Raw genomic sequence first — 20149 nt, 5'->3', positions numbered from 1 at the left:
GGGGATCACGCGCCGGGGTTAATCAGCTAATGGCGTACGATTGCCTCTCCTCGGCCAGCGTCGAAACACTGCGCTGGCATTGACGCCACCGAAGCCGAAGCCATTGGATATTGCATATTCAACATCGAGGGGTCGGGCATCGTTTGCGACAAAGTCGATGCCATTGGCTTCAAGGTCCGGTGAACTGAGATTCAAGGTCGGGGGCGCGATCTGGTGCTGGAGCGCCAGGATCGTAAAAATAGCCTCAAGGCCGCCGGCGGCCCCCAGCAGGTGCCCCGTCGCCGACTTCGTGCCGCTGACAGCGATTGACTTTCTTTGGCCGAACAGGCTCTTGATTGCTCTGAGCTCTCCGAGATCTCCAACCGGGGTCGAAGTCGCATGTGCGTTCAGATGGCCGATTTCGTGCGGCGCGATACCCGCCTGCGCGATGGCGATTTGCATTGCCCTGCGGGCGCCGCTTCCATCTCCCGGCCCGGAGGTAATATGATGGGCGTCGGCGGTCGTTCCATATCCAACGAGTTCTGCTATCGGCGTCGCACCACGAGCAAGGGCGTGGCTCAACGCTTCAATGATGAGGATGCCTGCGCCTTCGCCCATAACGAAGCCGTCGCGCGCGGTGTCGAAAGGACGTGACGCTTTGGCCGGGGTGTCGTTAAAGCCTGTCGATAGTGATCTTGCTGCTGCGAAACCACCAAGGCTGACAATGTTCATACAGGCCTCGGTGCCACCGCAAACCGCAATGTCGGCTTCATTGGATCTGATCAGTCGCGCTGCATCGCCAATCGCCTGAACGCCGGCAGCACATGCCGTCACCGGCGCTCCCAGCGGGCCTCTAAAGCCATGCCGGATAGAGACTTGTCCGGCAGCGAGATTCACGAGAAAGGATGGAATGGTGAAGGGCGAGAGGCGGCGGACGCCGCGTTGGTCGACGGTACGCACCGCCTCCGTTATCGCGGGAAAGCCACCGATGCCCGATGCGATGATGGTCGCCGTTCTCAGTTTTTCTTCTTCGGAAGCTGGCTTCCAGTTCGCCTGCGCGAGAGCCTCTTCCGCCGCCGCCAGCGCAAAGACGATGAAACGGTCGACCTTACGTTGATCCTTCGAGGACAGGGTCCTGTCAGGATCAAATCCTCCTTCAGGATCGTCTGCCAGAGAAGGGACCACGCCTCCGATTTTTGACGGCAAATCCCCGACGATGTCATCACCCAGTCGCCGGATTCCGCTTTTGCCAGCAAGGAGCCGGGACCAGGAGATATCGACATTTGCACCAAGGGGGCTGACGGCTCCCATTCCCGTGACAACGACACGACGCATTTGCATTCCACCTGTCTATGATCAAAAATTTGGCATGCCTTCGGCGTCCGACCGAATGACCGGTCGTGAACTTGGGACATGCGGTTTGCGCTATACTCGCCTGATACGCGTGCGGATTCGGCTGAGCCGTGACAGCTATCGGCGACGAATATCCAAAAACGGTCTGTTAGTCGCTGCGATCGCGGCCAGCAATGCGCCGGACCTCGCTCGCTGCCGCGTCGAGTACGTTCGTCGACAGCAGTTCATCCTCGATGATCCGGGACAGCGTCACCGCACCGACCATCATGGACAATATTGCCATGGCTTTTCCGCTTCGAGCTCTATCGTCACCCTCTCCGATGAGTTCTTCGAGCACTTCGAAATGCGCCCGGATACCATCTTCAAACGGGCGCCGAACTTCGGCGGTTTGACGCGCCGCGTCGGAGCCGAGAGCAACAAGCGGGCATCCTTCTGCCTTCTCGCCGCTATGATCTTTGGAGAGGTAGAAGCTGATGATCGATTCCAGCGGATCCGACGTGTCTGCTGCGGCATCAGACCACCTTCTCGTGGCGCTCTCGAGAGCACGCCGTGATGCGAGCGCCGCAAGATCGTCTTTCGATGCGAACTGTTTGTAGAATCCACCCTGGGTGAGGCCAGCACCCTTCATCAGGTCTTTAAGGCCGATCCCGTCGAACCCATGCTCTCGAAACAACCGGCTGGCGACGTTTATCACCCTCTCGCGGTTTTCCTCTGCCTGTACGCGGCTCACTCTCATGTGGACCTCCAATTAGATTTCATTTGACATCTATATGTCTTTTAGAGTTAGAGTGCAATCTAATATTTTTGAACAGGCCGTCAAGAAGGGACGATTAAATGAAACGGAAACTTGTTGTCACTGCAGCAGCAGTGCTGGCGCTGGCCGCAGGCGGAGCTGCAGCACTGCTGCTTCCGGCGCAGGCGCCAGAGGCAAAGGCTGCCGATCCCCGGACCTTGGCACCACTGGTCAACCTCGCGACGGCCAGGCTCCCTGGCAATTCGAGCAGCAGCTTTACCGGAACCGTTGGCGCCCGGGTCCAGAGCAATCTCGGCTTTCGCGTTCCCGGAAAGATCGTTGAACGTTTCGTCGACGTCGGGGAGCAGGTGAGCGCTGGCCAGCCATTGATGAGGCTTGACGAGACCGATCTTCGCCTTGCTTTGACGGCCAAGCGAAACGCTGTCATCGCAGCACAGGCGACATTTGTTCAAGCGAAAGCCGATGAGAAACGCTTTGCCGCGCTGGTGAAGACCTCTGCCGCCTCGACGCAGCAATATGAACGATCGAAGGCCCTGCTGGATACGGCGACGGCACAGTTGGCCGCCGCTCAGGCTGAGGCGAATGTTGCCGAAAACGAGGCCCAATATACTGTTCTTGTTGCCGATGCAGATGGAACCATTGTCGAAACACTCGGTGAACCGGGCCAGGTGGTAACCGCCGGGCAGCCGGTTGTCCGGCTCGCGAAGTCAGGTCCGCGCGAAGCCATTGTCTGGCTTCCCGAAACCATGCGCCCTGAAATCGGGGTCCGGGCTTCCGCCTCGGTGTACGGCAGAAACAATGCGGAACAGGCCAAGCTGCGCCAGATCTCCGATTCTGCCGATCAGCAGACCCGCACTTATGAAACGCGCTGGGTGCTTGAAGGGGGGGCTGCAAATGCGCCCCTGGGAGCGACCGTCACCATCGAAATCGAGAACAGGGATGTGCAGAATCATGCCGAACTGCCGATAGGCGCTCTGTTGGATGACGGGACGCGGACGGGCGTCTGGGTGATCGATCAGCAATCGTCCGTCGTGAAGTTTCGTGATGTGAACGTGGAGCGGGTGAGCGAAGAGAATGTGGTTGTCACTAATGTCAAGCCGGGAGAGGAGGTCGTTGCGCTTGGCGCACATCTTCTGAAGGATGGAGCGCAAGTTCGCACCAGCGTTGGTACAAAAGAGGCGGCAAACTGATGAACCTCAATCTGTCCGCCCTTGCGGTTCGCGAACGCGCCGTGACGCTGTTCTTCATCGTCCTTCTGTCGCTTGCCGGCGTCTATGCCTTCGTCAAGCTGGGACGCGCTGAAGACCCCTCCTTTACCATCAAGACGTTGACGGTCACGACTGTCTGGCCGGGCGCAACCGCGCGGGAGATGCAGGATCTCGTTGCCGAGCCGCTGGAGAAGCGCATTCAGGAATTGGCCTGGTACGACCGGGTCGAGACAACGACGCGCCCCGGCTTCGCCTATCTTACCGTCACGCTCAAGGACAATACGCCGCCAAGCGCCGTCGCTGAAGAATTTTATCAGGCGCGCAAGAAGCTCGGCGATGAAGCCAGAAACCTGCCGCAGGGTGTTCTGGGACCGTTCGTGAACGACGAATATTCCGACGTCAGCTTCGGCCTTTACGCTCTCAAGGCGCAGGGCATGCCGATGCGCGATCTCGTCCGGGAGGCCGAAAAGATCAGGCAGGACATGCTTCATGTTCCCGGCGTCAAGAAAATCAATATTCTCGGCGAACAGCCGGAGCAGATATTCGTGGAGTTCTCCTATGAGAAGCTCGCCACGCTCGGCATATCTTCTCAGGACATTGCCGCAGCCCTTCAACGGCGCAATACCGTTACGCCCGCTGGCTCAATAGATACGCAGGGTCCGCAGGTCTTCATTCGTCTCGATGGTGCCTATGACAGTGTTCAGTCTATCGCTGATACGCCCATCGTCGCTTCCGGCCGCGCGTTGAAGCTTTCCGACATTGCTGAGGTACGCCGGGGTTATCAGGAGCCGGCAAGCTATGTCATCCGTCATGACGGCGAGCCGGCCATCATGCTCGGTGTTGTCATGCAGCAGGGCTGGAATGGTCTGGAGCTTGGCAAGGCTCTCGAGGAGCGCTCCAGCCGGATCGCACAGTCGTTACCCCTTGGCATAACGCTGACGAAGGTCAGCGATCAGGCTGTCAACATTGATGCGGCGGTGGGTGAATTCATGGTGAAGTTCGCCATGGCCCTCGGCGTGGTGCTCTTCGTCAGCCTCATTGCGCTCGGCTGGCGGGTGGGCATCGTTGTGGCTCTGGCCGTTCCGCTGACGCTGGCTGTCGTCTTCATTATCATGCTCGAGACGGGGCGCTTCTTCGACCGCATCACGCTCGGTGCATTGATCCTGGCACTTGGCCTGCTTGTCGATGACGCCATCATCGCCATCGAGGTGATGGTCGTGAAAATGGAAGAGGGCATGGACCGCATCAAGGCGGCTGCCTATGCCTGGAGCCACACTGCCGCACCGATGCTGTCGGGCACGCTTGTGACCATTATCGGCCTGATGCCGGTCGGTTTTGCCGCCTCTGCAGCCGGTGAATATGCGGGCAATATCTTCTGGATTGTCGGTTTCGCGCTGATCGTTTCCTGGTTCGTGGCGGTGATCTTTACGCCCTATCTCGGCGTAAAGCTGTTGCCCGATATCAAGCCGGTAGCAGGTGGCCATCATGCGATTTACGATACGCCGAACTACAGACGCCTGCGCGGCGCGATCGAATTCACCGTCAAGCACAAGTTCCTGACCTGCGCCATTGTCGGCGTCGTCATGGCTCTCTCGGTCGTGGGGATGGGTGCGGTGAAGCAGCAGTTCTTCCCCACATCGGACCGCCCTGAGGTTCTCGCCGAAGTCCGCATGCCAGAAGGCACGAGCATCGAAACGACGACCGCCACGGTCAAGAAGCTCGAGGCCTGGTTGAAGCAGCAGCCCGAAGCGAAGATCGCGACCAGTTACATCGGCCAGGGTGCGCCCCGCTTCTTCTTCGCCATGTCGCCCGAACTGCCCGATCCTGCCTTTGCAAAGATCGTTGTGCTGACATCCGACGCACATGAGCGTGAGGTGCTGAAACTGCGTCTGCGGGAAGCCGTTGCGCAAGGGCTGGCGCCCGAGGCATTCGTCCGCGTGACGCAACTCGTCTTTGGCCCCTACACGCCATTCCCCGTCGAGTTTCGGATCAAGGGACCGGACGCTGAAGAACTGTACAAAATCTCCGAGCAGGCCCTTGCTCTCATGAGCTCGGTACCTGACGTCAGAAATGCCAACCGTGACTGGGGTAACCGCACACCTGTTGTCCGGTTCGTTCCTGATCAGGATCGCCTGAACCTGATCGGCATGTCGTCCGCCGAGGCTGCCCAGCAGATACAGCTCCTGCTGAGTGGTGTCCCCGTCACGCAAGTCCGTGAGAACATCCGAAACGTTCCTGTCGTGGCGAGAAGTGCGGGTGAAATCCGCCTCGATCCTGCAAGACTTGCCGACTTCTCGCTCGTGACGAGAGACGGCCGTGCTATCCCGCTCGATCAGATCGGCCACACGGAGGTGCGCTTCGAAGAACCGATCCTCAAGCGTCGTGACAGAACGCCTGTGGTGACGGTCCGATCCGACATTAACGAGGCGACACAACCGCCGGAGGTCTCGCAACAGGTGATGACCGCTCTTCAGCCACTCGTTGCATCTCTGCCTGCTGGCTACACAATCGAGATGGGCGGCAATATAGAGGAGTCACTCAAGGCGAATACCGCCCTGGTGAAGGTGTTCCCACTGATGATCGCAGCGACCCTGATCGTCATCATCCTTCAGGTCCGCAGCCTGTCGACGATGACGATGGTGATGCTGACAGCACCGCTCGGTCTTGCAGGCGTCGTGCCGACCCTGATCCTGTTCAACCAGCCTTTCGGGTTTAACGCGATCCTGGGTCTTATCGGTCTGGCGGGCATCCTCATGCGCAACACGTTGATCCTGACCGAGCAGATCAAGGAAAACAAGGCCGCGGGTCTGGACGACTATCATGCCGTTATCGAAGCCACGGTGCAGCGAACGAGGCCCGTCATCCTGACAGCGCTTGCCGCGGTCCTTGCCTTCATTCCCCTGACGCATTCGGTTTTCTGGGGTTCGATGGCCTACACGCTTATCGGCGGAACGGCGGTGGGCACGCTCATCATCCTGCTCTTCCTGCCGGCACTCTACGCTGCATGGTTCCGCATCAAGCCGCCCAAGGCAGAAATGCATCCGACGGAGCACGGGAATACGGAAACAGCTCAGCATTCGCTTGCTGCGGAATAGCCAACCCGTACCTCCGCGGCAGACGATGCTGCGGAGGGATCATACTGCTTGGCGAGATGTGGCGTGGGTTTTGCGTGCCCACAGGGCCCTTTCGGAAGCCATGCCTTCGTCCCGCTTCAATCCTGCCAATGAGGAGCCTTGACATGAACCCTGTCGTATCCATCTTCAAACATCCTCCGGACGGGGGTAGAGGATATCACCGGGATATGCGCGTCAGGTGGGCTCTCGAGGAAGTCGGACAGCCTTACACTCTTCGGCACCTCACTTTTTCCGAGATGCGCCGCCCCGAATATCTGCAAATGCAGCCCTTCGGCCAGATGCCGATCTATCAGGAGGGCGATCTCATTCTTTTCGAATCCGGTGCGATCGTGCTTCACATAGCACAGCGTTTCGCCGGCCTCCTTCCCGATGAAGCGAATGCGCGCTCGCGTTCCATCATGTGGATGTTTGCAGCGGTCAATACGATCGAACCCTGTATCGCCTCTGGCAGCGTTGGTCATCTCAGTCAGCGGCTCCAGCAACTGGGCGATACGCTTGGAGGGAAAGAGTGGCTTGAGGGGGCTCAGTTCAGCGCCGGTGATCTGATGATGGTGAGTGTACTGCGGCCGCTCAAGCACTCTGATATTCTGCTGGATAGTCCGGGCTTGCAGGACTACGTCGAAAGAGGCGAGCAACGATCCGCGTTCCAGCGTGCGCTGGGCAATCCACCAGCGGACAGGCGAAAGGCGTGACTTGATGGCATAAGCATCCGTCACACCTGTCACTGCTCAGGCAAGAGCCGCCGCATTAACTCGACCGATGTTTCCCACGTCGAGGCGACTCACCCACGTGTCGTGTGGACTGACCATCCGCCTCCTCAATTTCTGCATATGCGTTTTATTTCGCTTGCAATCTAACGGATTTATAGATTACAAGCGAAATCTAAATTGATTTCTAATCCAACGCTAATTTTGGAGAGCGTAGATGTCGAGAGACAAGATTGTTGTGGTGACCGGAGCATCCTCCGGTATAGGGCAGGCGACCGTGAGGTTGCTGTCACAGAATGGGTTCAAGGTATTTGCAGGATCGCGCAATCCGGACAAAAGTGGACCGGTTCCTGGTGTCGAGTACGGACGTCTCGATGTGGACAATGACGAGTCGGTGAGGCAATTCGTCGATTGGGTTCTGTCCCGTTCAGGTCGGATTGATGTCGTGGTGAACAATGCAGGCGTCTCTCTTGTCGGGCCGGTCGAAGGCACGTCGGACGATGAGGCGAGGGCCCTTTTTGAAACCAATCTCTTTGGCCCCCTGCGCATGATACGAGCGGTATTGCCTGCGATGCGTCAGCAGAATTCCGGCCTGATTGTCAATGTCAGCTCGGTCCTCGGCTTCCTCCCCGCACCTTATATGGGCCTTTATGCCAGCAGCAAGCATGCGTTGGAGGGACTGTCTGAAACGCTTGACCACGAAGTTCGGCAATTCAACATTCGCTCCGTCTTGGTCGAGCCGACGTTCACGAGGACAAGTCTCGATGTCAATGCGAAGCAGACGGAGACGCGTATCGACGACTACGCCACTCAATTAGCCAAATCCAATGAGGCCGTCCTTTCCGCCATTAGGACAGCAAGCAGTCCTCAGACTGTCGCTGCCGAAATCATGGCAGCAATCGCAGGTCCTCACAAAATGCGCAGACCGGTTGGAAAACAGGCTACGCTTCTGAGCCGCCTGAAACGGTTTGTTCCAGCCAAGGCATTGGATGGCGGTATCAGAAAGACGTTTGGTCTTTCCAGACTGTAAGCATTCGAGGAGCTTGCGCGCCACAAGAAGAAAGTAGGGCGTACGGCATTCGGAAACTTCATGTCATCTATCGTCATGACTGATGGGTGCCACAGTCGCACGACCGCCACGTCCACTGCAGCGGTCGGTCGCACTGGCGAGAATATGTTAGCGCGCGCTCGGACCGACATGGGTTTAAAGCAGCGTTCACAACTACCAGCCGCCAGTCGATGTCGAACGAGCGCAGCGTGCGACGAAACGCTCTGCCGCCAACTCCAACAGCAGCGCTCCTAGATAGATGAAGGGCGGAGGGAAGCGCACACCCGCGCTGTCTGGTTCGACGGCCATGCTCATCTCCAATCTTTCCTCAAACCAGCATCCCGCGAGATCGTAAAGCTAAACCTTGCGGATAAGTCGTTGATCGATTGAATGTTTGCCAATTTACAAGTCTCCGCGCACTCAGGCCCCCGATCGCGACGGGGTTTTTTGTGTTTCTGGACTTATGAAATAACGACAAGCGTTAAGCGAACTTAGTCCCGCTTTGTCCTAATGCATAAGCAAAGTTGGAGGGTGCTCACTTCCGTCTGGCCTATAACCTCGGAACCATCTGCTTTTTCCTTTGTTAGTGCCAACCTAAATGCAGCGCACGTTGTCGAGCCGACGCTCTTAGACAATATGGCAGGTGCGTTTTTGCGTCGGAATCGGCGTCAGCGGTAAGGTGCAGCACGCTATGAACAAGTTCTTCACCCTTTTTGCCAGCCGTACCGCGTCCTTTTCAGGCTCGCCCACTGCGTTTGTCGTCGCGCTTGGCACGATCATCGTCTGGGGAGTAAGCGGGCCGCTGTTTGGCTTTTCGGAGGTCTGGCAACTGGTCATCAACACGGGCACCACCATTGTCACCTTCCTCATGATTTTTCTCGTGCAGAATTCGCAGAACCGGGATTCTGCAGCGATGGAAGCAAAGCTGGACGAACTCCTGAGGGCCGTAGAGCAGGCACGCGCAGATTTTATCGGGATCGAGCATCTCACGGAAGAGGAAATCGAGGAGATTCGCGCCCGGCTGGAAAAGGAAAACGGACCTGAAGGCGAGAAGCCACCTCCGCATCACGCCATGGCGCGACTGCTTTCCCGGCGTTAGGTCAGACGGTTTGCCAGCTGGCGGCGGCCGTGGCCGTCTCCTGTCCCCCGGACATAGTCACTTACACTAACATGCGGCAAAGCCCGCTGACAGAAGGAGCTATTATGTCTCTCAAGGTCCTGGCATTGAATGCGACACTCAAGTCCTCCACATGGGCAGAGCCGTCGTCGACCGAAAAACTGCTGACATTGATCCTTCGGGAGCTCGGCAATCATGATGTGCAAACCGAGACGATCAGGCTTGCCGATCATGACATCAAGGCCGGCGTCACGTCCGATGAAGGCGAGGGGGACGCCTGGCCGGCCATCCGTGAAAAGATCGTTGCAGCCGATATTCTTTTGTTTGGAACGCCGATATGGCTCGGACAGCCCTCGAGCGTGTGCAAAAGAGCCTTGGAGCGCATGGATGCATTTCTGGACGAGACCGACGAGCAGGGGCGTATGGTTTCCTATGGGAAAGTCGCCGCGGTGGCGGTCGTCGGAAATGAAGACGGTGCTCACCATGTTTCGGCGGAACTTTTCCAGGCCCTGAATGATGTCGGCTTCACTATTCCCGCAAATGCGGTTGCCTACTGGGTGGGAGAAGCAATGGGTTCGAAGAATTTCGTCGATCTCGATGAAACGCCGGACGCCGTTAAAACCATGGTCAGCATGCTTGTGCGCAACACGGTGCATCTGGCTCTGCTCCTTAAGAACAGTCCATATCCGGGTGACAAGGACTGATGTTATCAGGGCGGCACTGCCGGCTTTTCCGTGAAGGACGTCGTATAAAACGGGCTGCTACCCCCTCACCCCGTCCGGCGTCGCGCGTAGGCGATCATCGTGTGAGGCGGCATTCTCCCCTGTCGATAATTATTTTCGGAACTCTCTGCATGTCGGTTTGTTCGAGAGGCGTTCATGCCGGCCCGAGATGGGTTTCCCGTCTCTCGGAGGAAACTCCCGAAAGGGAGGCTCGCAATCCATGATCCTAGCGGAGGAAAAATCCACATGAAGAAAACTGTTTTCGTTGTGTTGCTCTTAGGCGGCGGTGCGCTGTCGGCTTTTGCCCAGCAGACGCCAACCGCCAATCCGGGTGGCGATACGCCGGCTGTCGCGACACCGGGCGCCAATAATCCGACGGCTCCGGTGGAGGGCGCCAATAGCTTCACTGAAGCGCAGGCCAAACAGAGGATGGAAGAGGCCGGATACACGCAGGTCAAGAACCTGACGAAAGACGACAAGGGTGTGTGGATGGCATCGGGCATGAAAGGCGGCAAGACCGTGGCCATAGCGCTCGATTATCAGGGCAACGTCGTCGCCAAGTGAGGCGCGCAGGATTTTGGGAGAAGTGACATGAGAACCGTAACCGGACTTTTCGACGACTATGATGATGCAAGTGCCGCCGTTTCCGAACTGGAAAGAGCGGGCGTGCCGTCAAGCGATATCAGCATCGTTGGCAGCAACGCCGACAGGCGGCATGGAGAGGATTCCGATTCCAACGCAGCGGAGGGCGCAGGCACAGGTGCTGGCATCGGCGCACTTGTCGGGGGCGCTGGCGGTCTGTTGACGGGGCTTGGATTGATGGCGATCCCAGGCGTGGGGCCAGTGGTTGCAGCGGGCTGGCTTGCCGCAACAGCGGTCGGTGCAGCGGGCGGCGCCGTTGCCGGTGGCGCTGCCGGCGGGCTTATCGGAGCCATGACCCGCTCGGGCGTTTCCGAAGAGGATGCCAATCTTTACGCCGAAGGGGTGCGCAGGGGCGGTACGCTGGTCACCGCCCGCGTGGAGGATAATCTGGTGCCTGAGGCCGAGGCCGTGCTCAAGCGGCAGGGCTGGGTCGACCCTGCGGAACGCCGCGCGGCCTATCGCGAACAGGGCTGGACCGGCTTCGACGAGGCGTCGAGACCTTATGCGCCGGAAGATGTTGAGCAGGAGCGTAACCGGTACCGCCGCTCCGCAATTTGACGACCTCACCCGTCAGCCGGGGGCATGGTTTTGCCATCGCCTCCGGTCAACGTTTCGCAGGAGCTGACATGGCCAGAAAACCAGATTCCACCTCATCATCCGCCACCGCCACCATTCACGACCAGAAGCTTGTTCGGGGGGATGGCGGAGAACTGCACCAGACCGCGACCGGCGACGAGCCCGTGCTAACGACCGCGCAGGGCGGGCCGGTTGCCGACGACCAGAATTCCCTTCGGGTCGGTTCTCGCGGGCCGCTTGTCGTGGATGATTTCCATTTTCGCGAGAAGATCTTCCATTTCGATCATGAGAGAATTCCCGAGCGCGTGGTTCACGCCCGCGGTTACGGCGCACACGGCTATTTCGAGACTTACGACTCCCTTGCCGCCCATACCAAGGCCGATCTGTTTCAGCGGGCGGGTGAAAAGACCCCGGCCTTCGTGCGGTTCTCGACCGTCGCCGGCAACAAGGGGTCGGCCGACCTTGCGCGGGATGTACGCGGTTTTGCCGTGAAGCTCTACACCAGGGAGGGAAACTGGGACCTTGTCGGCAACAATATCCCTGTCTTCTTCATCCAGGATGCGATCAAGTTTCCGGATCTCATCCATGCCGCCAAGCAGGAGCCTGATCGCGCCTTTCCGCAAGCGCAAACCGCGCATGACACCTTCTGGGATTTCATCAGTCTCACGCCTGAAAGCATGAACATGGTCATGTGGATTATGTCGGATCGGACCATTCCGCGCTCCTTCCGGTTCATGGAAGGTTTCGGTGTTCACACCTTCCGATTTATCAACGCGAAGGAGCAATCGACCTTCGTGAAGTTTCACTGGAAGCCGAAGCTCGGATTGCAGTCGGTGGCGTGGAACGAGGCGGTCAAGATCAACGGCGCCGATCCCGATTTTCACCGGCGTGATCTTTGGGCGGCGATCCAGTCCGGCAATTTTCCGGAATGGGAGCTGCAAGTTCAGCTTTTCGACCAGGATTTCGCCGACAGCTTCGATTTCGATGTACTCGACCCCACCAAGATCATTCCCGAGGAGATATTGGCGCCGAAACCGGTCGGCCGGCTCGTGCTCGACCGGATGCCGGACAATTTCTTTGCCGAAACCGAACAGGTGGCGTTCATGACGCAGAACGTGCCGCCGGGCATCGATTTCAGCAATGATCCGCTGCTGCAGGGCAGGAATTTTTCCTATCTCGATACGCAGCTGAAGCGTCTCGGCGGGCCGAACTTCACGCATTTGCCCATCAATGCGCCCAAGTGTCCTTTCGCGCATTTCCAGCAGGATGGCCATATGGCGATGCGCAATCCGACCGGACGGGCGAATTATCAGCCCAATTCCTTCGGGGAAGGATCAAGGGAATCGCCGTCGCGTGGATTCCAGCATTTCCCTGTCGAGGAGCAGGGCGCCAAGGCAAGGTTGCGGCCGGAAAGTTTCGCCGATCACTATAGTCAGGCGCGCCAGTTCTACATCAGCCAGACGCCACCTGAACAACGTCATATCGCATCGGCGCTCACCTTCGAACTCAGCAAGGTGGAAACTCCCGTCATTCGTGAGAGGATGGTCGCGCATCTTCTCAATATCGACGAAACGCTTGCCGCGACGGTGGCGCAGAAGCTCGGCCTGCAAGCCATGCCGAAACCGGCGGATGCCGCCATGCCAACCCGTCAGGATCTGGAGCCGTCGCCGGCGCTCAGCATCGTTCAACGGGGTCCCAAACGGTTCGAGGGTCGCAAGCTCGGCATTCTCATTACCGACGGCGTAGACGCCAAGCTGCTGAAGGGACTGACCAACGCGGTCGAGGCAGAAAAAGCTGTCTTCGAGCTTATCGCGCCCAAGGTCGGCGGGGTAACGGCGTCGGACGGCACCTTCGTCGAGGCACATCACATGATTGATGGCGGGCCTTCGGTGCTTTTCGATGCGGTGGCGCTGCTGACGTCGGCGGCGGCTATGGATGAACTGATCAAGGAGGCAACTGCCCGGGATTTCGTCGCCGATGCGTTCCAGCACTGCAAATTTATTGGCTACGACCAGTCGGCGCTGCCGTTACTGGAAAAAGCGGGAATTGCCGATGTCATGGATGAAGGCATGCTGCCATTGCCGGGTGAAGGGGGGCTGGCTGCCTTCGTGTCAGAGCTCGGCAAACTTCGAGTCTGGGCGCGCGAACCGTCGCTCAAACTCGGCAAGGCCTCCGTGCCCGTCGACAAGCAGTGAAACACCCACTCTCACTCACCACCAAGCAACAGGAGACTAAAAATGGCTGAGAAGACATTGGAAGACCTTTTCCTCGATACGGTGAAGGATATTTATTTCGCGGAACGCCAGATTCTCAAGGCGCTTCCGAAAATGGCGCGGGCTGCGCAGTCGGCGGAGTTGAAGGCGGCATTCGAAAAGCACAGGGACGAGACCGAGGTCCACGTGGAGCGACTGCAGAATGTCTTCGAGTTGCTCGGCAAGCCGGCACGCGGTAAGACCTGCGAGGCAATCCAGGGCATTATCTCGGAAGGCGAGGAAATCATGGAGGAGTTCAAGGGCTCTCCCGCGCTCGATGCCGGGCTGATTTCTTCGGCGCAGGCCGTGGAGCACTACGAGATCACCCGTTATGGCACCTTGAAGACATGGGCGGTCGAACTCGGCATGAAGGAAGCGGCCAAACTATTCGAACAGACGCTGGGCGAGGAAAGCGCAACGGATACGGCCCTCTCTTCGCTTGCCCAGGCACGCGCCAACGTGAAGGCCAAATCCAAGGCGGCATGAGCCGTCACGCGGACGTGCCGCCGATACCGGCGGCGCGTCCAATTTTACAGTTGTCTCTTTCATGCGAGGCTGAACCATGAGGCTGTTTCGCGACAATGGATTGACGATTGTCCTTGTCCTGACTTCCCTTTTGACGATCGGTGGCATGCTCGCGACCGGCTGGGTCGTTTACAACGAGGAGCTCGCGCAGCATCAGGCGACGCCCCTGACGCTTCTTTCCTACGCAAAGAGCGGCCATTTTCTTTCCGCCCTGTTCGAAAACTGGGAGAGCGAATTTCTCCAGATGTCGGCGTATGTCATGCTGACCGCGTTTCTTTTTCAGAGAGGCTCGTCGGAATCCAAAGACCCCGATAAAGCTGCATCGCAGGACGAAGATCCCGCACAAAAAGCAGATGATCCCGAGGCGCCCTGGCCGGTGAAAGCAGGGGGATTTATCCGCACCCTCTATTCCTATTCTTTGGGATTGGCGCTGTTCGTCCTTTTCATCGTCAGTTTTGTTCTCCATCTGAAATACAGCGCTGACGCAGGGGCAGTGGAAGCCGCTATGCAAGGTGAGCCCGAGACAACGCTATTTGCGCATCTGGGAAGTGTGGAATTCTGGTTTGAATCCTTTCAGAACTGGCAATCGGAGTTTCTTTCGACTGCGGTTCTCGTCGTTCTCTCCATCTTCCTGCGCTTCCGCGGGTCGCCGGAATCGAAACCCGTTGCCGCTCCGCACAGTGAAACCGGCTGATAGGGAGGAGGATTTGATCGAGTTTTCTCCCGAGGGAGACTGGCGGCACCTGTGCGTCGACATGCAACGCGTTTTCGCCGAGGATACGCCATGGCATGTCGAATGGATGGACCGCATCAGCGAGGAGGTGGAGGCTTTGGTTCAAGGCGATCCCGCCCGATGCATCTTCACCTGTTTTGTGCCGCCGAAATCTGTCGAGCAGGCCCCCGGTGCATGGCGGGCCTATTATGAAAAGTGGCCGATGATGACGCAGCAGTCGCTGGCCCCGGAACTGATCGGTGTTATACCAGCGCTGTCGCGCTACATACCGCCCGCCCGTATCTTTCGTAAAAGCGTGTACTCCCCCTGGCAGCATGGAGGTCTTGGCAACATCCTGCGGGAGGAACGGGTTTCAACACTGGTGATTACCGGCGGCGAAACAGATGTCTGCGTTCTCGCCACCGTTCTGGGGGCGATAGACCAGGGTTTTTATGTCATTCTGGTCGAAGACGCGCTTTGTAGCGGAAGGGATGCGACACACGATGCGGCGTTGAAGCTGCTGTCCGGCCGTTTTTCGACGCAGTTGCAGGTGTGCGATACGGCGACCCTCCTTGCGGCGCTTCCCAGGCAATCCGCTCCGCGGTTCATAGACCCCTAATATCGGAATTGCTTCGGGCGATTAGCGGAAGCAGCCAGCGGTCTTCACCAAAGAAAAGGAACAAGCTTGCTGGAGCGAAGTTAGGCCGCCTATCTTCACACGAACCGGAGGCTCCACCGTGGCCCAAACCGTTGATCACGAAACCAGCAACAGCCTCAATATCGAGGCGGCCACTCCCAAGGTGATTAAGATCATCGTGGGGGAGCGGACGGTGCTTGAGGGCGTGCTGAACACCGGCAGCGTCTTGAGAGTGCAGACAAAGGAGGGCGCCGAGCCACAATCCATCGAACTTGCGATCGAGGATCTGGCTCGGTGAAGGTTGTGGTGTGCGGCCGGATTAACCCTGGAAATTGCCCTCGCTGGTATCCCGTTCGTCATAGTTCAAATCCCAGTCCTTCTCCGGTTTCTTTACGCCGGGCGGCAGTTTGTTGACGGTTGCGTCGTCCGAACCGGTGATAACCCTAGGCTTCGCGCTCGCCACGCCGTTGTTTTTCGAGGTTTTCTTCCCGCGCGCAAATTGCGGTTCGCTGTCCTTGTGAATTTGCTTCAGCTTGTCGTTCTTGTTCATGACGTCCTCCTTGATACCTTCCTAACAGTTTTACAGCAGCGCTGTTCCCTCAATGCCTCAGCAAGATCGGAACCTCTCCATGACGCTGCGGTTAGAAGACCTGCCGGATAGCGAATCCGCCATTCCTGCAACCATAAGCGGAGATGAAGTGATGAGCCCACCCGACAAGAACACCCAGCCGGAGCCCGGTACGGACGATGCCCGGTCCGTCGATACTGAAGAAAGCCGCCGGGATCGGGAAGAGGCGAGAAAGAACGCGGAACGCATGATCGAACAGAGGTGGCGGAGGCAACCGCCCAAGGGTGTAGATGTTACCTGAAACCAACTCCTATCTAAAGCATCGCGCGCCCCTGCGGTTTTCCAATCGACGCCGTCGAAATCCTCATTGATGTCGCCATTGTACGTTGGCGTACAGCAACCAAGCGTCCGCCGAGACATTTCCCAATGGTGAAAGGATGGGAAAATGGCCAAGCACGCTGTGAGTGGAGTTTCCGGAAACACATTGAGTGAAGCGCAGCTGGAGGTGTTGCGCATCGGTATTGCGGAGCTGGCGCCGGCCCTGACGGCTTTTGCGCGTCGCTTCGTCAGAAACGAGGAGGATGTTGACGATCTCGTTCAGGAGACGATGTTGCGGGGGCTTCGGGCTCTGCATGGTTTTACTCCCGGCACGGCGCTGAAATCATGGCTCTTCACCATTTTGCGCAACACGTTCTGCACTCGCTACAAGGTGTCGAGGCGTGAATGCGTCGGCTTGCCGGTCGGTATCGAGCAATCCATGTCTACCCCTGCCAGCCAGGAATGGCGTGTGCAGCATCAGGAGGTCATGCGGGCTATCCGCCATCTCGACAAGGACCAGAAAAAAGCTCTGCTGCTCGTGGCGGCAGGGACGAGTTATTCCGATGCCGCCGCCATCTGCGGCTGCCGGGTGGGCACCATCAAAAGCCGCGTCAACAGGGCGAGGGAGTCGCTACGTCGAAATCTGGACTGAGTGCTGGTGACAGCCAGCCGCGCGCCGCAGACAGGTGGGCGCTACCTGTCCTGCTGGTGACCTTGATGTGTCGTGTTTATCTTTATGTTTGCCTGCCTCCCGGTCTGGGTTGAAACCTTCTGTTCCTTGACGGCGGAGATTTCTTCCGTGTTCAGACGGTCGTTGTCGCCGGGCCCTTGCTGGCTTCTGTTCTCTTCGGGAATGGGGAGTGTTTTCCTGGTCATGTTATATACCTCGTCCAGCATAAGTTCAGTGGAGCGACCCGAACCATGCTTGCACAGGTTTGTTCCCCTGTCCGTCGACGCCCTTCATATTGCAGGCGAGTGACGCCACGGATGGATGAATGGGAAACCGGAACGCATCATTCCGTCCCTGGGCGTGACGAGGTCCGCGATTATCCGAAACCGTAGAGGAACGTCCTTTCAGACGTCATCGAACCCGAGACCCAGGCGAAACGACAACGCGTAAGGCTGGAAAATCAGCCGACAAGCAATTTGGTTCGAAAATAGAGAGTTGCGAGCCGCTGAAGTTTCAGCGGATCGACAACGCCGCGATCATACATTTTCAGGACATAGCGGGCGACGTCTGCCTGGCACAAAGCCGGATCGCGTTCTGCGGACAGAACATTCTCGTAGGCTGCCTTAACGATGTTGATGTCTTCGTTCAGAAAAATTCCGGAACTCTGGTACTCGTGATTGGCGTGCATTTCACCTCCTTGAAACGCATCCTGCATTTCACAGCGTGAGGGAAGATGAATCCATAGTATAGGGAAATGGCCAAACGTAAATGTTCGGAAGCGTACCGAACGACGATTGAGAGGGCCGTGCGGACTACCGAACCCCGCTGCTTTCGACAATGACGAGGTCGCCAAGCGGGATTTCAGACTGGTATTCGCGCAGAAAGCGGGCGAATATACGATTGCTTTCCTTTTCAGGCATGCCGTAGAGGTCGCGCGCATAGTTCTCGAGCATCTCGCGGTTCCTGATCGTAATTCTTCCCCTTTCGGAACGAATGAACCCATGGCTTTCGAGAACGTGGAGGGCGTCCGTTACACTTGCGCGCCTGACGGCCAGCATGGTGGACAAAAAGTCGTGGGTCAGTGGCAGATGATTGCCTTCTATGCGGTCGTGGCACATCAGGAGCCAGCGGGCGAGCCGCTCCGTTACGGACTGGGTGGCATTGGAAGATGCCGTGTATTCCACCTGCGTTCTTGAGATGTGCAGGGCACATACAAGAATCTCGAAAAAGACCCGATATTTTTCAAGAAGCGCTTCAAACGACTGCATGTCCATGACAAGGGCTTCGCCGGGAGCCTGTATCACGATTTCGGTCAGGTTTGTTTCCGCGCCAGCGACCGCCCCTGTCGGCACAAATCCCTCTCTCCCGACAAGTCCCGCTTCTGTTTTGCGCTCCGATTTAGTGACGACCACGACGGAGGCGATGCCGGATGACAGGAAGAAAACACGCTCGACGGGCGCGCCGGCAGAAATCAATACACCGCCCAATGCGAGCTTGATGGGCTTACAGACGCCCGTTACTTCACGCCTGATGTCATCTGGCAGAAGAGAAAGCAGAAAATTCGCTTCGCCATCGCCCTCGGCTTGTTTCAACATAACACGTGCCTCGCTTTAATGTCTGATGCCCCCTCCTTGAGCCATCAAAGCGGAAACAATGTTTTCGATGTCTTCCGAACGTCCGGAGAGGACAAAAGGTCCCGGCTCGCTGTCAATAACCGTCTCTGGCACGAAAAAAAGATAAGGAATTGCCTCTTCGTCCAGTTGTTCGGTGAGACGGAGCATGACGTCCGCCTCGTAACGAACGTCAATAATCGCCGCGGCAAATTTGAGAGCGTCTTCACTTTCAATGAAGCTGGCGGAGTAGGGTCCCTCCAGGCCGATCTGGGCATGAAACCACGCCATTCGGATTTCCGATGTAACAGTATCTGTCATGCCGATGATTGCGATGGTGAGGCGTTTAACGGTCTGCATGCTTTACTCCTCGCGCACCATCGGCATGCGTGTGCCTGTTCCCCACCATAACGCCTGAGCAAGACGATTTCAGCCGCCCGGTCACTGAATTTATCAAATAAGCGCGAGGGGACTGCTGCAGTGTCAGAAATTGATCCCGAAAAACAGCGGCCCATGCTCGAATTCGAGAAGTAATGATCTGATGTTCTAGCGTCTTGCTGCGGAACAATTGCGCATGAGCGGGGTTGGGGCGTCTTCCGGATTGGAAGGATTTCCTTCTTCGAGATGCGGGCCGGTGTTAGCGAGGGAAGATAGGACAATGACCACCATTCCGCTGCTCGGTGCCGGTGCGCTTGAGATTTCGCTGGTCAGCCGGCAGTTTCTGATCGCCGACATGAAAGAGGCAATCTCTCTGCTGGAAGAACACTGGCCGGTAAAAACCGGTGTCCACTATCGTCTTGCCCTCAGGAGTTGCCGCCTCGCTCTGTTGCGAAATGGCCCCTCAACCGTTGCGCGGGAACACCTGATTGCCGCGTGCCTGGAGGCGGGCGTGAGCCATAAAGCCGTTTCCACCGATCAAATCCGTCTTTAGGTCAGTCCATGCGAACTTGTATTCATCCATAGGGGAGGTATCCGATGGCGGGGAAAAACGATGACATGGCTGATGAGCCGCGGGAAAGCATCAGGCCCGAACAGGATATGAACCGGCCGTTAAGTGAAAGGCTCGACTCGAAATTCTCGCCCATCGGCATAGATGATGGCGATTTTCGCGGGCGCAAACGGACGTGGAAAACCATGATGGTCTATACGCTGGTCATATTCGCCCTCGCTGTTGCGATTGCACTCTATTTTCTGACAGGAACGCATCCCGGCCGCGCGGTGTGAGGCGAGGCCGGGATGTGTTCCCGTCTATACTTTGCCGGCTGCCAGACTGCCGATCGATGGAAAGCAGACTTCTTCGCTTCTTCGCCGCAAGGGAATATCCACCTGGTAGGGCACAGCCACCATCAGTTGCAGGGAGGTGCGCAACCGTTTCGGTGCCGTCGCATCTTTCACAGCTTTCCGCTTCCTTGCGCAAAGCGCCAAGTGAGGGCGCGCCGGCGCTTTCGGGCTGGAAGGCGGGTGGCAGACGGTTTTCGCGCGTGCTTCTTGCCGAGGTGGTGGCTCCCCACAGTACGGCCATCTCTCCCCTTCCGTGACGGTGGGGGTCCACATACCCAATGACCGGGTTTCGATATATGAGGCTGCCTGAAAAATGGGCCAAAATTTGAACTTGCG

23 protein-coding genes and 1 pseudogene are annotated in these 20149 nt (G+C 57.7%); 17 read left to right on the top strand and 7 right to left on the bottom strand.

Going from position 1 to position 20149, the window contains the following annotated elements; all coding sequences use genetic code 11:
• Positions 1-18 precede the first annotated feature (18 nt).
• Positions 19-1314, bottom strand: a complete 1296-nt coding sequence (gene fabF / locus F3H58_RS04235) for a beta-ketoacyl-ACP synthase II (protein WP_149741301.1) — start codon at positions 1312-1314, stop codon at positions 19-21.
• Positions 1315-1480: 166 nt separating this feature from the next.
• Positions 1481-2068, bottom strand: a complete 588-nt coding sequence (locus tag F3H58_RS04230; protein WP_149741300.1) for a TetR/AcrR family transcriptional regulator — start codon at positions 2066-2068, stop codon at positions 1481-1483.
• A gap of 98 nt (positions 2069-2166) precedes the next feature.
• On the opposite strand from F3H58_RS04230, the gene F3H58_RS04225 reads away from it, so the two are divergent.
• From F3H58_RS04225 to F3H58_RS04210, 4 genes are all read left to right on the top strand, one after another.
• Positions 2167-3276, top strand: coding sequence for an efflux RND transporter periplasmic adaptor subunit (locus tag F3H58_RS04225; RefSeq protein ID WP_149741299.1), 1110 nt, complete (start codon positions 2167-2169; stop codon positions 3274-3276).
• The gene (locus F3H58_RS04220; protein WP_149741298.1) at positions 3276-6389 is read left to right on the top strand and encodes an efflux RND transporter permease subunit; all 3114 of its coding nucleotides are present in this window, start codon (positions 3276-3278) and stop codon (positions 6387-6389) included. Before F3H58_RS04225 ends, F3H58_RS04220 begins: the two co-directional genes overlap by 1 nt.
• A gap of 143 nt (positions 6390-6532) precedes the next feature.
• Complete coding sequence (locus F3H58_RS04215; protein WP_149741297.1) at positions 6533-7120, top strand: glutathione S-transferase family protein; 588 nt, start codon at positions 6533-6535, stop codon at positions 7118-7120.
• A 232-nt stretch (positions 7121-7352) separates the two neighbouring features.
• Positions 7353-8165: an oxidoreductase gene (locus F3H58_RS04210; RefSeq protein WP_149741296.1), complete on the top strand. Its 813-nt coding sequence runs from the start codon at positions 7353-7355 to the stop codon at positions 8163-8165.
• Positions 8166-8340: 175 nt separating this feature from the next.
• Here F3H58_RS04210 and F3H58_RS04205 read toward each other — a convergent pair.
• A pseudogene (locus tag F3H58_RS04205) lies at positions 8341-8492 on the bottom strand (isoprenylcysteine carboxylmethyltransferase family protein); the annotation flags it as partial.
• A 382-nt stretch (positions 8493-8874) separates the two neighbouring features.
• On the opposite strand from F3H58_RS04205, the gene F3H58_RS04200 reads away from it, so the two are divergent.
• The 9 genes from F3H58_RS04200 (at position 8875) to F3H58_RS04160 (ending at position 15664) form a co-directional block, all read left to right on the top strand.
• Positions 8875-9282: a low affinity iron permease family protein gene (locus F3H58_RS04200; protein WP_078051580.1), complete on the top strand. Its 408-nt coding sequence runs from the start codon at positions 8875-8877 to the stop codon at positions 9280-9282.
• Positions 9283-9386: 104 nt separating this feature from the next.
• Entirely contained in the window at positions 9387-10004 is a 618-nt protein-coding gene (locus F3H58_RS04195) for a flavodoxin family protein (protein WP_149741354.1), read from the top strand.
• 264 nt (positions 10005-10268) lie between these two features.
• Complete coding sequence (locus F3H58_RS04190) at positions 10269-10586, top strand: PepSY domain-containing protein (RefSeq protein ID WP_003520643.1); 318 nt, start codon at positions 10269-10271, stop codon at positions 10584-10586.
• 27 nt (positions 10587-10613) lie between these two features.
• Positions 10614-11222: a general stress protein gene (locus F3H58_RS04185; RefSeq protein ID WP_080820180.1), complete on the top strand. Its 609-nt coding sequence runs from the start codon at positions 10614-10616 to the stop codon at positions 11220-11222.
• A gap of 68 nt (positions 11223-11290) precedes the next feature.
• The gene (gene katE / locus F3H58_RS04180) at positions 11291-13435 is read left to right on the top strand and encodes a catalase (protein WP_149741295.1); all 2145 of its coding nucleotides are present in this window, start codon (positions 11291-11293) and stop codon (positions 13433-13435) included.
• Between the two features lie 42 nt (positions 13436-13477).
• On the top strand, positions 13478-13978 hold the full coding sequence (locus tag F3H58_RS04175) for a YciE/YciF ferroxidase family protein (protein ID WP_149741294.1): 501 nt from the start codon (positions 13478-13480) through the stop codon (positions 13976-13978).
• 76 nt (positions 13979-14054) lie between these two features.
• The gene (locus F3H58_RS04170) at positions 14055-14711 is read left to right on the top strand and encodes a DUF6766 family protein (protein ID WP_188128764.1); all 657 of its coding nucleotides are present in this window, start codon (positions 14055-14057) and stop codon (positions 14709-14711) included.
• A gap of 13 nt (positions 14712-14724) precedes the next feature.
• The gene (locus F3H58_RS04165; RefSeq protein WP_188128763.1) at positions 14725-15348 is read left to right on the top strand and encodes a cysteine hydrolase family protein; all 624 of its coding nucleotides are present in this window, start codon (positions 14725-14727) and stop codon (positions 15346-15348) included.
• A 118-nt stretch (positions 15349-15466) separates the two neighbouring features.
• Positions 15467-15664, top strand: a complete 198-nt coding sequence (locus tag F3H58_RS04160; RefSeq protein ID WP_078051584.1) for a hypothetical protein — start codon at positions 15467-15469, stop codon at positions 15662-15664.
• 21 nt (positions 15665-15685) lie between these two features.
• Here F3H58_RS04160 and F3H58_RS04155 read toward each other — a convergent pair whose 3' ends face one another.
• Positions 15686-15916, bottom strand: coding sequence for a hypothetical protein (locus F3H58_RS04155; RefSeq protein ID WP_149741293.1), 231 nt, complete (start codon positions 15914-15916; stop codon positions 15686-15688).
• Between the two features lie 79 nt (positions 15917-15995).
• On the opposite strand from F3H58_RS04155, the gene F3H58_RS27095 reads away from it, so the two are divergent.
• Both F3H58_RS27095 and F3H58_RS04145 read left to right on the top strand, forming a co-directional pair.
• Positions 15996-16235 carry a hypothetical protein gene (locus F3H58_RS27095; RefSeq protein WP_188128762.1) on the top strand — a complete coding sequence of 80 codons (240 nt, stop codon included), beginning with the start codon at positions 15996-15998 and terminating at the stop codon, positions 16233-16235.
• 144 nt (positions 16236-16379) lie between these two features.
• Positions 16380-16904: a sigma-70 family RNA polymerase sigma factor gene (locus tag F3H58_RS04145; protein ID WP_149741291.1), complete on the top strand. Its 525-nt coding sequence runs from the start codon at positions 16380-16382 to the stop codon at positions 16902-16904.
• Between the two features lie 478 nt (positions 16905-17382).
• Here F3H58_RS04145 and F3H58_RS04135 read toward each other — a convergent pair whose 3' ends face one another.
• The 3 genes from F3H58_RS04135 to F3H58_RS04125 all read right to left on the bottom strand — a co-directional run bounded on the left by F3H58_RS04135 (position 17383) and on the right by F3H58_RS04125 (position 18892).
• On the bottom strand, positions 17383-17610 hold the full coding sequence (locus F3H58_RS04135) for a hypothetical protein (RefSeq protein WP_149741289.1): 228 nt from the start codon (positions 17608-17610) through the stop codon (positions 17383-17385).
• A gap of 124 nt (positions 17611-17734) precedes the next feature.
• The gene (locus tag F3H58_RS04130; RefSeq protein WP_149741288.1) at positions 17735-18517 is read right to left on the bottom strand and encodes a Crp/Fnr family transcriptional regulator; all 783 of its coding nucleotides are present in this window, start codon (positions 18515-18517) and stop codon (positions 17735-17737) included.
• A gap of 15 nt (positions 18518-18532) precedes the next feature.
• The gene (locus F3H58_RS04125; protein WP_003520657.1) at positions 18533-18892 is read right to left on the bottom strand and encodes a hypothetical protein; all 360 of its coding nucleotides are present in this window, start codon (positions 18890-18892) and stop codon (positions 18533-18535) included.
• A 298-nt stretch (positions 18893-19190) separates the two neighbouring features.
• Between F3H58_RS04125 and F3H58_RS04120 the strand changes: the two genes are divergently transcribed.
• Both F3H58_RS04120 and F3H58_RS04115 read left to right on the top strand, forming a co-directional pair.
• Positions 19191-19463 carry a DUF982 domain-containing protein gene (locus tag F3H58_RS04120; RefSeq protein WP_188128761.1) on the top strand — a complete coding sequence of 91 codons (273 nt, stop codon included), beginning with the start codon at positions 19191-19193 and terminating at the stop codon, positions 19461-19463.
• Positions 19464-19507: 44 nt separating this feature from the next.
• The gene (locus F3H58_RS04115; RefSeq protein ID WP_149741286.1) at positions 19508-19756 is read left to right on the top strand and encodes a hypothetical protein; all 249 of its coding nucleotides are present in this window, start codon (positions 19508-19510) and stop codon (positions 19754-19756) included.
• Positions 19757-20149: the final 393 nt, after the last annotated feature.

The sequence above is a fragment of the Rhizobium sp. NFACC06-2 genome, assembly GCF_900101425.1.
Lineage (GTDB): Bacteria > Pseudomonadota > Alphaproteobacteria > Rhizobiales > Rhizobiaceae > Agrobacterium > Agrobacterium leguminum.
Note: the sequence above shows the minus strand (reverse complement) of the source record. Positions and strands in the feature narration are given on the sequence as shown.

Bases quoted from the DNA above. Each gene is read 5' to 3' on its own strand.
- F3H58_RS04225 (WP_149741299.1), top strand. From the start codon at position 2,167: ATGAAACGGAAACTTGTTGTCACTGCAGCAGCAGTGCTGGCGCTGGCC.
- F3H58_RS27095 (WP_188128762.1), top strand. From the start codon at position 15,996: ATGACGCTGCGGTTAGAAGACCTGCCGGATAGCGAATCCGCCATTCCT.
- F3H58_RS04200 (WP_078051580.1), top strand. From the start codon at position 8,875: ATGAACAAGTTCTTCACCCTTTTTGCCAGCCGTACCGCGTCCTTTTCA.
- F3H58_RS04215 (WP_149741297.1), top strand. From the start codon at position 6,533: ATGAACCCTGTCGTATCCATCTTCAAACATCCTCCGGACGGGGGTAGA.
- F3H58_RS04120 (WP_188128761.1), top strand. From the start codon at position 19,191: ATGACCACCATTCCGCTGCTCGGTGCCGGTGCGCTTGAGATTTCGCTG.
- F3H58_RS04170 (WP_188128764.1), top strand. From the start codon at position 14,055: ATGAGGCTGTTTCGCGACAATGGATTGACGATTGTCCTTGTCCTGACT.
- F3H58_RS04220 (WP_149741298.1), top strand. From the start codon at position 3,276: ATGAACCTCAATCTGTCCGCCCTTGCGGTTCGCGAACGCGCCGTGACG.
- F3H58_RS04230 (WP_149741300.1), bottom strand. From the start codon at position 2,068: ATGAGAGTGAGCCGCGTACAGGCAGAGGAAAACCGCGAGAGGGTGATA.
- F3H58_RS04190 (WP_003520643.1), top strand. From the start codon at position 10,269: ATGAAGAAAACTGTTTTCGTTGTGTTGCTCTTAGGCGGCGGTGCGCTG.
- F3H58_RS04130 (WP_149741288.1), bottom strand. From the start codon at position 18,517: ATGTTGAAACAAGCCGAGGGCGATGGCGAAGCGAATTTTCTGCTTTCT.
- F3H58_RS04115 (WP_149741286.1), top strand. From the start codon at position 19,508: ATGGCGGGGAAAAACGATGACATGGCTGATGAGCCGCGGGAAAGCATC.
- F3H58_RS04185 (WP_080820180.1), top strand. From the start codon at position 10,614: ATGAGAACCGTAACCGGACTTTTCGACGACTATGATGATGCAAGTGCC.
- F3H58_RS04210 (WP_149741296.1), top strand. From the start codon at position 7,353: ATGTCGAGAGACAAGATTGTTGTGGTGACCGGAGCATCCTCCGGTATA.
- F3H58_RS04155 (WP_149741293.1), bottom strand. From the start codon at position 15,916: ATGAACAAGAACGACAAGCTGAAGCAAATTCACAAGGACAGCGAACCG.
- F3H58_RS04135 (WP_149741289.1), bottom strand. From the start codon at position 17,610: ATGCACGCCAATCACGAGTACCAGAGTTCCGGAATTTTTCTGAACGAA.
- F3H58_RS04195 (WP_149741354.1), top strand. From the start codon at position 9,387: ATGTCTCTCAAGGTCCTGGCATTGAATGCGACACTCAAGTCCTCCACA.
- F3H58_RS04125 (WP_003520657.1), bottom strand. From the start codon at position 18,892: ATGCAGACCGTTAAACGCCTCACCATCGCAATCATCGGCATGACAGAT.
- F3H58_RS04175 (WP_149741294.1), top strand. From the start codon at position 13,478: ATGGCTGAGAAGACATTGGAAGACCTTTTCCTCGATACGGTGAAGGAT.
- fabF (WP_149741301.1), bottom strand. From the start codon at position 1,314: ATGCGTCGTGTCGTTGTCACGGGAATGGGAGCCGTCAGCCCCCTTGGT.
- katE (WP_149741295.1), top strand. From the start codon at position 11,291: ATGGCCAGAAAACCAGATTCCACCTCATCATCCGCCACCGCCACCATT.
- F3H58_RS04145 (WP_149741291.1), top strand. From the start codon at position 16,380: ATGGCCAAGCACGCTGTGAGTGGAGTTTCCGGAAACACATTGAGTGAA.